General features: G+C 72.5%; 11 protein-coding genes. All 11 read right to left on the bottom strand.

Translation table 11 applies throughout. The annotated features are described in order from the left end of the window. Positions 1-69: 69 nt before the first annotated feature. A complete protein-coding gene (locus NI26_RS02360; protein ID WP_235426453.1) occupies positions 70-1,074 on the bottom strand; it encodes a 1-phosphofructokinase family hexose kinase in 1,005 nt (334 codons plus the stop codon). Between the two features lie 17 nt (positions 1,075-1,091). Continuing rightward, positions 1,092-1,880 (bottom strand): DeoR/GlpR family DNA-binding transcription regulator, encoded by a 789-nt coding sequence (locus tag NI26_RS02355; RefSeq protein ID WP_066652003.1) that lies wholly within the window; start codon positions 1,878-1,880, stop codon positions 1,092-1,094. 149 nt (positions 1,881-2,029) lie between these two features. Beyond that, complete coding sequence (locus NI26_RS02350; protein WP_066652001.1) at positions 2,030-2,584, bottom strand: DUF2231 domain-containing protein; 555 nt, start codon at positions 2,582-2,584, stop codon at positions 2,030-2,032. 91 nt (positions 2,585-2,675) lie between these two features. Then, positions 2,676-3,884: an ABC transporter permease gene (locus tag NI26_RS02345; RefSeq protein ID WP_066651999.1), complete on the bottom strand. Its 1,209-nt coding sequence runs from the start codon at positions 3,882-3,884 to the stop codon at positions 2,676-2,678. Beyond that, entirely contained in the window at positions 3,881-4,645 is a 765-nt protein-coding gene (locus tag NI26_RS02340; RefSeq protein ID WP_235426449.1) for an ABC transporter ATP-binding protein, read from the bottom strand. Before NI26_RS02340 ends, NI26_RS02345 begins: the two co-directional genes overlap by 4 nt. Then, the gene (locus tag NI26_RS02335; RefSeq protein ID WP_066651992.1) at positions 4,642-5,688 is read right to left on the bottom strand and encodes an efflux RND transporter periplasmic adaptor subunit; all 1,047 of its coding nucleotides are present in this window, start codon (positions 5,686-5,688) and stop codon (positions 4,642-4,644) included. The genes NI26_RS02340 and NI26_RS02335 overlap by 4 nt, the downstream gene beginning before the upstream one ends. Further along, on the bottom strand, positions 5,685-6,161 hold the full coding sequence (locus tag NI26_RS02330; protein WP_144411217.1) for a hypothetical protein: 477 nt from the start codon (positions 6,159-6,161) through the stop codon (positions 5,685-5,687). Before NI26_RS02330 ends, NI26_RS02335 begins: the two co-directional genes overlap by 4 nt. 53 nt (positions 6,162-6,214) lie before the next feature. After that, complete coding sequence (locus NI26_RS02325) at positions 6,215-6,724, bottom strand: hypothetical protein (protein WP_066651981.1); 510 nt, start codon at positions 6,722-6,724, stop codon at positions 6,215-6,217. Positions 6,725-6,809: 85 nt separating this feature from the next. Continuing rightward, on the bottom strand, positions 6,810-7,958 hold the full coding sequence (locus NI26_RS02320; RefSeq protein ID WP_144411216.1) for a sensor histidine kinase: 1,149 nt from the start codon (positions 7,956-7,958) through the stop codon (positions 6,810-6,812). Continuing rightward, on the bottom strand, positions 7,940-8,593 hold the full coding sequence (locus tag NI26_RS02315) for a response regulator transcription factor (protein WP_200884151.1): 654 nt from the start codon (positions 8,591-8,593) through the stop codon (positions 7,940-7,942). The genes NI26_RS02320 and NI26_RS02315 overlap by 19 nt, the downstream gene beginning before the upstream one ends. Positions 8,594-8,875: 282 nt before the next feature. Further along, positions 8,876-11,044, bottom strand: a complete 2,169-nt coding sequence (locus tag NI26_RS02310; RefSeq protein WP_081984593.1) for an ATP-dependent Clp protease ATP-binding subunit — start codon at positions 11,042-11,044, stop codon at positions 8,876-8,878. Positions 11,045-11,085: the final 41 nt, after the last annotated feature.

The following is an 11,085-nucleotide window of genomic DNA, read 5'->3' as shown; positions in this document are numbered from 1 at the left end:
GGGGCGCGGGCAGTGCTGGTTCGGGGTGGTGCTGCGGGGTGGTGCTGCGGGGTGGTGCTGCGGGATCGGTCAGGCGATCGGCGCCGGGACCTGCGTCGTGTGCAGGGTCCGGACCGTCACGCTGCCGGGGTCGGTGTGGTCGAGGGCGGGCACGTCGCTCCCGGGCAGTGCCGCGGCAGCGGCCCCCGTGGCGACGGCCTGGGCGAGGCGCTCGGACGCCGAGGCTCCGGCGACCTCGGCGAGCAGGTAGCCCGCGAGGGACGAGTCACCGGCACCGACCGTCGAGCGGGCGACGATGCGGGGTGCGGCGGCGACGTGGCTGCCCTCGCCGGAGACGAGGACGGCGCCGGCGCTGCCGAGTGTGAGCAGCACGGTGTCGACGTGCTTCTCACGCAGCCGGTGGGCGGCGGCGACGGCTGCCTCGAGGTCCTGCTCGTAGACCTCGGGGTCACCGCCGACGACCTCGGCGAGTTCCTCCGCGTTCGGCTTGACCAGGTCGATCCGCTCCCCCGACTGCAGCAGCGCGGTGAACGGGATGCCCGACGAGTCGACCGCGACCCGGACGTCGTCGCCGTGGCGCTCGCGCACGGCACGGACGAGCACGGCGAGCGCGTCGTCGGGCAGGCCCGGCGGCAGGGACCCGGCGAACACCACCCAGCGGGCGGACGGCCCGGTCGGGGTCGGTCCGGCGGCGTCGGCGACGAGCGCGGCGAGGTCCTCGAGACGACCCGCGAGCGAGGGCCCGGGCTCGTTGAGCTTCGTCGTCGTGCCGGTCGGCTCGGTGACGGTGACGTTCGAGCGGAGCGGGGCACCGATCGGCAGTGCGGCGGTCGGGATGCCCCGGGTCGCCAGGCCGAGCAGGACGGGGTCGAGCTCGTCGCCGGGCAGGACCGCGAGGGTGTCCCCGCCGCTCGCGACGACGACCCGGGAGACGTTGACGCCCTTGCCGCCCGGCTCGGCCGTGGTCCGGACGGCCCGCTGCACGGCGCCGCGCTGCAGCTCGCCGCCCAGCTCGATCGTGCGGTCGAGGGACGGGTTCGGCGTCACGGTGACGATCCGGGTGCTGGGGTGCACGGTGTGCTCCTGCTGGTTCATGCGACCACGACCTCCACGTCGGCGTCGGCGAGCGCACCGGCGAGGTCCGCCGGGGGCTCCTGGTCGGTGACGAGGGTGTCGACCTCGTCGAGTCGGGCGAAGCGCATGAGCGCCTCGACGCCGTGCTTGGCGGCGTCGGCGAGGACGACGCTCCGTCGCGCCGCGAGGACGTAGGCGCCCTTGACCCCGGCCTCGTACTCGTCGGGCGTGCTCAGCCCGAAGCCGGCGGACAGGCCGTTCGTGCCGACGAACGCGATGTCCGGGCGGAGCGCCGCGATCTGCTCGACGGTGGCCGTGCCGACGGCCGCGCTCGTCAGCCCGCGCACCCGCCCGCCGAGCAGGTGCAGCTCGACGTGCTCGCTGTGCTGCAGGGTGGCGGCGATCGGGACCGAGTTCGTGACGACGGTCAGGGTGGCTCCGGGGGTCGCGGGCTCCCAGCGGACCAGCTCGGCGGCGACGGCGGCGCAGGTGGTGCCGGCGTCGAGGGCGATGGACCCGGTGAACGACGACGGCACCAGGCGCATCGCGGCGCGGGCGATCGCCGTCTTCGCGGTGCCGTGCTGCCCCTCGCGCTCGGCGACGGAGAGCTCGACCACGCTGGAGCGTCCGACGGGGACCGCTCCCCCGTGCACCCGGCGCAGGACACCGGCGGTCTCGAGGGCGTCGAGGTCGCGGCGCACGGTCTCGGTCGTGACGTCGAAGTGCTCGGCGAGGTCGGCGACGGACACCCGCCCGGCCGACTGCAGCGTGGCGGCGATGGCGTCCTGCCGCTCGGTTGCGTACATGCCGGAACTCCTTCGTTCTCGTTGGTTCGAGGAACTGTACGTCCGAAAGCAACACGAACGCAACTGTTTCGCGGCAGAACCAACACGAACGAAGGAACGCCCGACCTGCCGGTGCAGATCGGGCGTTCCCGTGGAGGCCGAATGGAGCGTCAGTCGTCGAAGGGGACCCGGTCGCTCGACCCCACCCCGGCACGCTGCCGGTAGGACAGGTGTCCGCCGAGGTACCCGCCGACGCTCACGACGGTGAGCCCGACGACGCCGAGCGCCTTGCCTGCCGCGGTGTTGCCCTTCCGTCGCTGCCACCACGACAGGCCGAAGAACGTGATGCCGACCCAGTTCACCGCCTGGTGCACCCACCCGGTCCGGCGCTGCTCGAGCGAGAGCTCCGCCCAGTCGACGTAGCCGGCGATCGACGCACTGCCCGCCGATGCGATCCCGACCCCGGTCAGCGTCTGCGCCGCGCGCGCGTTGCCCTTCCCGCCGATCAGGTCGAGGACGGCCGCCGAGATCCAGGCGCCGAGCGGCACCTGCACCATCAGCGGGTGCAGGGGGTGTCCGAACGGCACGCCGTGCAGCAGCTGCCGCAGGGCCTTCGGCTTCGCGACCGCGCGGACGACGCGCGTGTCGAGGTCGACGGCCTTGTCGAGCACGCTGGCGTGCTCGATGGAGTCGGTGAGGCGACGGATGATCGGCAGCTCTGGCATGCCCTGGACGCTAGGCCGCCGGGCCCGGTGTCGGTTCCAGGAACCGGCACCGGGCCTCCCGGCCGGTGCGCCCGGCGGACCACGCGACCGGTCAGACCGCTGCGAGCGCCGAGGTGGGCGGGATGCGTGCGGCGCGGGCCGCCGGGTACAGCCCCGAGACGCCGCCGATCACCACGGTCGCGGCGAGTCCGCCCCCGACCGCCCACAGCGGGATCGCCACCGGCCACCCCTGCGCGAGCGCGAAGGCGATCGTGACGCCCAGCCCGATGACCACCCCAGCGACACCGCCGAGGAAGGAGAGCAGCAGCGACTCCACCAGGAACTGGTCGCGGATGTTCCGTCGTCGGGCGCCGAGTGCACGCCGGACACCCACTTCTGCCCGTCGTTCGAGGACCGTGATCACCATCGTGTTCGCGACACCGATCCCGCCCACGAGCAGGGCGACCCCACCGATCCCGACCAGGAGCCCGGTGAACGAGTCGTCCGTCGCGTTCTTCGCCGCGAGGGCGTCGGACGGACGGGTCACCCCGACGTCCTGCGGGTGGTCGGGGCTGATCGCGTTCGCCAGGACGTCCCGCGCGTCGGCCACCCGTTCCGGGTCGACGCGCGTGTAGACCGCGGTCGGGTGTCCGTCGAACCCGAGGGTCGTCGCGAGCGCCTGTGGGACGAAGACCTGGTTGTCGAGGTCCTCCGCGAGTTGCAGCGGCGCGAGGACGCCGACGACCTGCACCCACTGTCCGCCGATCCACACCCGGGTGTCCGGCCGGAGCTCGTCGATGCCGAGGTTCTTCGCGGCGACCGCCCCCAGCACGGCCTGGGCGGGGGCGTCCGGCGACGGGTCGACCCACCGTCCGGCCGCCAGGGATCCGCCGAGCACCGTCGGCACGTCACCCCAGACGGTCATCACGCCGATGCCCTTCGTCTCCGCCGCGGGCACGAAGGGGTTCCGGTAGACGCGGCCGTCCTCGGCTTCGCCGACGCCGGCGGCGTCCTGCACGTCGGACTGTCGGAGCGCCGACTCGACGGCCGTGCTCGGCAGGGGCGGGACGTCCCCGAAGCCCTGTGCCTTCGTGACCGTGAGGACGTTCGTGCCGAGTGCGTCGAGCACCTGGTCGAGGGCCGCCTTGCTCGACGACGAGATGCCGACGACGGCGATCATGGCGGCGATGCCGATCGCGATGCCGAGCGCCGACAGCACGACCCGGCCCGGACGGGTCCGGAGCCCGAAGACCCCGAGCCGGAGCAGGTCTCCGGCGCCGACCGTCCGCGGGCGCTGCACTCGCGCCGTGTGCGCGCTCACCGTCCGGCTCCGACGATCGCGTCGGCGAGGGCACCCGCGTCCGAGGTGCTCGAGTCGTCCTCCACCGCCCCGTCCCGCATCCGCACCTGGCGGGGCAGCGAGGCCGCCAGTGCCAGGTCGTGCGTGATGACGAGCACGGTGGTCCCGGCGTCGTTGAGCTCGCGGAGCAGCCCGAGGATCTTCCGACCGCTCGCGGTGTCGAGTGCACCGGTCGGCTCGTCGGCGAGCAGGATGGTCGGATCGCCGACGATGGCGCGGGCGATCGCGACGCGCTGCTTCTCGCCGCCGGAGAGCTGCGGCGGGCGGTGCCCGACGCGGTGCTCGAGACCGACCCGTCCCAGTGCGTCGACCGCGCGCTCCATCCGAGCCCGACGCGGGACGCCGGCGTAGAGGAGTCCGTCGGCGACGTTCTCCGCCGCGGTCGCGCCGGCCTGCAGGTGGAAGTGCTGGAAGACGAACCCGATGTGCTCGGCGCGGAGCCGGGACAGGTCGTCGTCGCGCATCGACCCGACGTCGTGCCCGGCGATCGTCACGGTGCCCGAGGTCGGCCGGTCGAGCGTCCCGACGGTGTTGAGCATCGTCGACTTGCCGGAACCCGAGGGACCGACGACCGCGACGAGCTCCCCGGCGGTGACGTCGAGCGACACCCCGCGGAGCGCCTGCACGTCGCCGTAGGTCTTCACCACCTCACGGAGGCGGACCACCGTCTCCGCGGCGCGTGGGCCGGCGACGGCATGATCGGCGAGGGTCGCCGCGCTCACGAGGGCACCACGACCTCGTCGCCCTCGTGCACGTCGCCGGTGACCGCCGCACGACCGTCGGCGACGAGCCCGACCTGCACCGTCACGCGCTTCGTCGTGCCGTCACGTCGGGCGACCTCGACGCCGTACTCGCCGGAGCGTCCGGTCGCGGACAACGCCTGCACCGGCACCGAGAGCACGTCCTTCGCGGTCTGCCCGGGGGCCTCCACCCGGACGGATGCCGCTGCGGGGATGCTCTGGTCGCCGGCGTCGAACGCGATCGTCGTCAGGACGGTCTTGCCGCCCGTGTCCGACTCGTCCGGCTCGGCGTCGACGACCTCGCCCTCGATCGCGTCCTCGCCGCCGTTCAGACGCACCCGGACCTTCGTGCCGACGGCGAGGCGCGCGGCGTCCGCCTGGGACACTGCGGCGTTCACGACGCGCTTCGTGCTCGTGACCTGGAGGACGTCCCCGGCGGCGGGCTGGCCGAGCTTCGCGACGACGGAGTCGACGCGGACGGGGCCGTCGACGAAGACGATGTCGTCCGCGGTGAGCGCGCCGGTGACCTCCAGCCCACGGTCCTCCTGCCAGCGCTGCACCGCTGCCCGGGTGCGCTTGCCGAACGTCTCGTCGACGGACACGTCGTAGCCCAGGGCGGCGAGGTCCTCGTTGAGCTGCCGGACGTCGGCCCCCTCGATGCCGTACTCGAGCGTCCGCCAGAGCGGGGTGGCGCCGTACATCGCACGGACCGGTCGCTCGTCGACCGCGTACACCGGCTGGTCCTGCTCGATGACCTGTCCGGGTTCGGGCAGCCAGGTCACGGTACCGGACGCCGCGCCCGGGACCCCGGTCGGTGCGCCGTACCCGAGGGCACCCGCGAACAGCTTCGAGTCGGTCAGGTCCCCCTTCTCGACCGGGGCGGTGGCCTGCTTGCTGCGGGTCTCGGCGGCCGAGGACTCCGTCGGGGTCCCGCCGACGACCGCCCACGTGCCGACTCCGGCTGCCAGCACGGCGACCAGGCACGCACTGACGACGACGGTGCGCCCGCGCACGGTCCCGGTCACTTCGTCTGCACCTTCGCGCCGGAACCCTCGTAGCACTTCCCGAGGACGTCCGCGTACGCGGTGTCGCCCGCTGGGGCCCGGTACGCGTCCGCGCGCTCCGGGTCGTCCGGGTAGTCGGTGTACCCAGCCTTCCGCATGCACTCCGCGACCTTCAGGGCGAGCGCCCGGAACTCCGCGCTGTCCCGACCGCTCTCGGCCTCGCGCGCCGCCTCGGGGTCGTGCTCCCGCGTGCACTCCGCCAGGGCGTCCTGCTGACCCTGCACGTCTCCGGTCGTCGGGGTGAACCGGTAGTCGTCGTCGGTCACGTCGTAGCCCGCGTCCCGCATGCAGGACGCGACGGCGTGGTCACTGCTCGTCTCGGCGGGGCCCGTCGGCCGGCCGGGGTCCGGCTGCGAGGCGGAACAGCCGGCGAGGACGCCGGCGAGGACGAGGATCGCCGCGGCGATCCCGGTGCTGGTGATGGTCCGTGTCATGGTGCTCCTCGTGCGGTCGGGGGCGGTCGTCGTCGTGGTGCGGCTGGGCATCGTCAGCGGCTCTGCGTCTTCGTGTCGGGCGCGTGTTCCGTCAGGCACTCCTGCCAGCGCTCCTCGAAGTCCGGACGTTCGGAGATGTCGCCGTAGTTGAGCTGCCCGGGTTCCTGCACGGGTGCGTCGGGGAACTCCTCCCGGATGCAGGCGTCGACCGCGGCGTACTGGCGCTTCCACTCGTCCTTCTGCGCCGAGTCGGCGGACTGCACGCCGATCTGCTGGTTGCACGTCTGTGCGGCCTCCAGGAAGGCAGCCTGATCGACCCCGGGCGGCGTGAGCACCGAGCCGCTGGTGACCTCGTCGTCGCTCGGGTCCTCGGCCTCGAAGCCGGCGTGCCGCATGCAGGACCCCCACTTCGACCCGAGCCCGCTGGACGCGGCGGTGTCAGCCGCTCCCGCCGTGTCGTGCGCGGTGCACCCGGCGAGGGCGAGCGGAGCGCCGACGACGAGCGCGAGGACGACGGCGGCCCGGTGGAGGATCGAGGGAGTCGGTGTGGTGGTGTTGTTCATGCATCCAGGACACCGGACACGGTGTTTCGGGGACGGCCGCCCGCCGATTACACCGACGAAACACGAATCACACCGACCACACCGATCACACCGATGAGACACGAACGACGGCGCGGAGCCCGCCGTCGGCCAGGGGCTCGAGCCGGAGCGACCAGCCGTGCGCGTCCGCGATCGCGGCGACGATCGACAGCCCGAGGCCGCTGTGCCGCTTCGAGCCCGGGTGCTCCCCGCGACGGAACGGCTCGGTGAGGTGCTGGACCTCGTCCGGGTCGATGAGCACCCCGGTGTTCTCGACCGTCACCCCGTGCACGCCTGTGCGGACGAGGACCGTGCCGCCCGGTTCGTTGTACTCGATCGCGTTGTCGACCAGGTTGCCGACGAGTTGCCGGACGAGCAGCGGTTCGCCGGTCAGCCCGCGGGGCACGTCCTGCTCGTCGACGACGAGCGTGACGTCGGCGTCACGCGCAGCACCGGCGGCCTGCGCGACGACGTCACGGGCGACGGCACCGAGGTCGACCGCCGTCGACCGGTCCTCGAGTCCGCGCTCCGCCTCGGCGAGCACCAGGAGCGAGTCGACGAGGTGCTCGGTGCGACGGTTCTGCTCGAGGAGCTCCGCCCGGACCGCCGCGAGCTCGGCCGGGGTGGCGTCGTCGGGCAGCCCGATCTGCACCGACGCGCGCTGCACCGCGAGCGGCGTGCGCAACTCGTGCGCGGCCTGCGCCACGAACCGCCGTTGGCTCGCGAACGCCGCCTCGAGCCGGTCGAGCAGGGCGTCCACCGTGCGCGCGAGCCTGCGGAGTTCGTCGTCGGGACCGTCGAGCGCGATGCGTTCGTGGAGGGTCGACGCCGAGATCCGGTCGGCGGTGCGCGCCATCCGGTCGATCGGGCGCAGGACCTGGCGGCTCAGGACCCAGCCGAGCAGACCGGCGAGCACCCCCGCGACGGCGATGCCGACCGCCGACCACTGCCACTGCTGCTCGGCGGCGACCTGCACGAAGGCGACCGCACCGGAGGGCACCGCCGAGGGGTCGACGTGCGGATCACGTCCGACCGACGGCGTCGCGGCCGAGGACAGCGCCGTCGGTCGGAACTCGGTGGCTGCGCGGAGCGACCACTGGGACGCGAGCGCGACGAACACGAGCACGCCCGTGGTCAGGGCCATCGCGGAGACCGCGAATCCGACGGTCGTCCGGACGCCGATGCTCCAGAGCCGCGTCACAGTGCGTACCCGCACCCCGGGACGGTCCGGATCGGGTCCGGCGGCCCGAGCTTCTTGCGGAGCTTCGACAGGGTCACCCGGACGGCCGCCGTGAACGGGTCGATGTTCATGTCCCAGACCTTCTCGAGCAGCTCCTCGGACGAGACGATGCGACCGTCCGCGCGGAGCAGCACCTCGAGCACGCCGAGCTCCTTCGACGTCAGGTCGAGCGGTCGGCCGTCGCGGGTGGCGATGCGCCGGTTCGAGTCGACGACGATCCCGTCCCGCTCGAGCACCGGCGCGACCGGCGCGACGCTCCGCCGCCCGAGCGCACGGACCCTGGCGACGAGCTCCGGGTACTCGAACGGCTTCGCGAGGTAGTCGTCCGCACCGAGTTCGAGCCCGTGCACGCGGTCTGCCAGCGTGGTCGCGGCGGTCAGCATGAGGATCCGGGTCAGCGAACCCCTCGCCGCGAGTCGACGCGCGACCTCGTCCCCGTGCAGACCCGGCAGGTCGCGGTCGAGCACGACGACGTCGTAGTCGTTCACCGACAGGAGTTCGTCCGCCTCGTCGCCCCGGTGGGCGACGTCGACGGCCATGTCCTGGCGACAGAGTCCCTTCGCGACGAGATCGGCCAGGGAGGTCTCATCGTCGACCACGAGTACACGCACATTCGACATTTCACATGCGATGTCTATGAATCCGCTGAGTCGAGGTGGACGGTCCCCCGCCGTTCGTCGAACCGCACGACGAACTCGGTCGTCTCCGCGGATCGGGTGATGAACAGGGGGACGGTTTCGACGGTCTGTGGTTCCATGCGACCACCGTCGCGCGTGCACTGTTTCGCGGCCGTAACGCTGCCGGGGGCGACGCAACGACCGGGAGGCCCGGTGCCGGTCCGTCGGACCGGCACCGGACCTCCCGGCCGCACCCTGCCGCGGGGCGGACGCGACCTACTCCTCGACGATCTCCGCGAGCTCGAACGGCTCGACCGTCAGCTCGTCGCCGCCCGCGGCGACGTCCACGCGGACGGTGTCCCCGTCGCGGACGTCCCCGGACAGGATCGCCCGCGCCAACCGGTCGTCGATCTGCCGCTGCATGAGGCGGCGGAGCGGCCTCGCCCCGTAGACGGGGTCGTAGCCGCGGTCGGCGAGCCAGCTGCGCGCCGCCGGCGTCACGGCCAGCTCGAGTCGGCGGTCCGACAGACGACGAGCCAGACGGTCGACGTACAGCGACACGATCTGGCCGAGGTCGTCGGTGGTGAGCGCCTGGAACACGACGATGTCGTCGAGACGGTTCACGAACTCGGGCCGGAACGCCTGCTGCACGAGCTCACGCACGGCCTCGTCCCGTTGCTCGTCCGTGAGCGTCAGGTCGGTCATGAACTGCGATCCGAGGTTCGACGTCAGGACCATGATCGTGTTCCGGAAGTCGACCGTGCGCCCCTGCCCGTCGGTCAGGCGTCCGTCGTCGAGCACCTGGAGCAGGACGTCGAACACCTCGGGGTGCGCCTTCTCGACCTCGTCGAGCAGCACCACCGAGTACGGGCGGCGCCGGACGGTCTCGGTGAGCTGCCCGCCGGCCTCGTACCCGACGTACCCGGGCGGGGCACCGATGAGCCGAGCGACCGAGTGCTTCTCGCCGTACTCGCTCATGTCGATGCGGACGAGGGCCTTCTCGTCGTCGAACAGGAACTCGGCGAGCGCCTTGGCGAGCTCGGTCTTGCCGACGCCGGTGGGGCCGAGGAACAGGAACGAGCCCGTCGGGCGGTCTGGGTCGGAGATGCCGGCGCGGGTGCGACGCACCGCCTCGGACACGGTGGACACCGCGGCGCGCTGCCCGATGATCCGACGACCGAGTTCGGTCTCCAGGTGCAGGAGCTTCTCGGTCTCACCCTGCAGCAGGCGCCCCATCGGGATGCCCGTCCACTGCGCGATCACGGCGGCGATGTCCTCGTCCGTGACGCTGTCGTTCACCATGCGGTCGGCGCTCTCGGCCTGCTCGGCCGCCGCGAGCTCGGCCTCGATCCGGGGCTTCTCGCCGTACTCGATGCGCGACACCGTCTCGTACTGCGCCTCCCGCTGCGCGCGCTGGCTGCGCATGTTCAGCTCGTCGAGCTGCTGCTTGAGCTCACCGATGCGGTTGAGGCTCGCCCGCTCGGCCTGCCACCGCTGCTCGAGCTCGTCGAGCCGCTCCTGGCGCCCGGCGAGCTCCGCGCGCAGGGTCGCCAGCCGCGCCTTCGACGCGTCGTCCTTCTCCTGCTTCAGCGCGAACTCCTCGACGCGCAGGCGGTCCACGCTGCGCTTGAGCTCGTCGATCTCGACCGGGCTCGAGTCGATCTCCATGCGCAGTCGGCTGGCGGCCTCGTCGATGAGGTCGATCGCCTTGTCGGGGAGCTGGCGACCGGAGATGTAGCGGTTCGACAGGCTCGCGGCGGCGACCAGGGCGGAGTCGTTGATGGTCACCTTGTGGTGCGCCTCGTACCGCTCCTTGAGTCCGCGGAGGATCGCCACGGTGTCCTCGACGCTCGGCTCCCCCACGAACACCTGCTGGAAGCGGCGCTCGAGCGCGGCGTCCTTCTCGATGTACTCGCGGTACTCGTCGAGCGTCGTCGCGCCGATCAGCCGCAGCTCACCGCGGGCGAGCATCGGCTTGAGCATGTTCGACGCCGCGACGGACCCTTCACCGCCGCCGGCCCCCATCAGCGTGTGCAGCTCGTCGATGAACGTGATGACCTGACCGTCCGAGTCGTCGATCTCCTTGAGGACGGCCTTGAGCCGCTCCTCGAACTCGCCGCGGTACTTCGCGCCGGCGATGAGGGCGGACATGTCGAGCGACACGAGCCGCTTGTCCTTCAGCGAGTCGGCGACGTCGCCGGCGACGATGCGCTGCGCGAGACCCTCGACCACGGCGGTCTTGCCGACCCCGGGCTCACCGATGAGCACGGGGTTGTTCTTGGTCCGCCGCGTCAGCACCTGGGAGACACGGCGGATCTCGGCGTCACGACCGATCACCGGGTCGAGCTTGCCGCTCCGCGCGATCGCGGTGAGGTCGACGCCGTACTGCTCGAGGGCGGTCTTCTGCCGTTCCTGCGAGTCGGGGGCGCCCTGGAGGTTCGCCATGCGGTCCGTCCTTTCCGTGCGGTGGTGGTGTACTTGAGTCT

It is taken from the genome of Curtobacterium sp. MR_MD2014 (assembly GCF_000772085.1).
Lineage (GTDB): Bacteria > Actinomycetota > Actinomycetes > Actinomycetales > Microbacteriaceae > Curtobacterium.
The sequence above is the reverse complement of the archived record's forward strand: the minus strand, read 5'-3'. Positions and strand labels throughout refer to the sequence as shown.